This window comes from Mesobacillus sp. MER 48, from assembly GCF_023714225.1.
Classification (GTDB): domain Bacteria; phylum Bacillota; class Bacilli; order Bacillales; family Cytobacillaceae; genus Mesobacillus; species Mesobacillus oceanisediminis_A.
On record NZ_JAMAUR010000042.1, the window covers coordinates 1 to 381 of the forward strand.

At 29.7% G+C, this 381-nt stretch carries 1 pseudogene; it reads right to left on the reverse strand.

Annotation, left to right across the window (positions count from 1 at the left end):
- A pseudogene (scpA, locus tag M3593_RS23815) lies at positions 1 to 381 on the reverse strand (cysteine protease staphopain A); the annotation flags it as partial.

The window sequence follows — 381 nt, forward strand, 5'->3', positions numbered from 1 at the left end:
GCATGATATTTGTTAGTATTATAAGTCGCATTTAGTAATTCAGACATCGTATAGCCTGCACACCAACCATTGTTACCTTGAGTTTCTCTTATCTTGAAATTCTCAAGTTTATTTATATATTGCTCGTTGTAAGTATAATTATTACTTTTAAATTGACTAGTTGGCATAGTGACAGAAGCTTTTTGCTTTAGTTGCGTTACATTATTGCCAGTAGGTATACTCTCAGTCTTTTTTAACTTTTTATCTTCTAGACGTGGTGTTTTTAGTACTAGTTTAGCTTTATGATTTTGAGTAACCACATAGTAACCTTTTGAGTTTGTCAAAATAGTAATTTGTTGATCTTTATATTGATTTAAGACTTTAGATAAAAATGGAGAAACA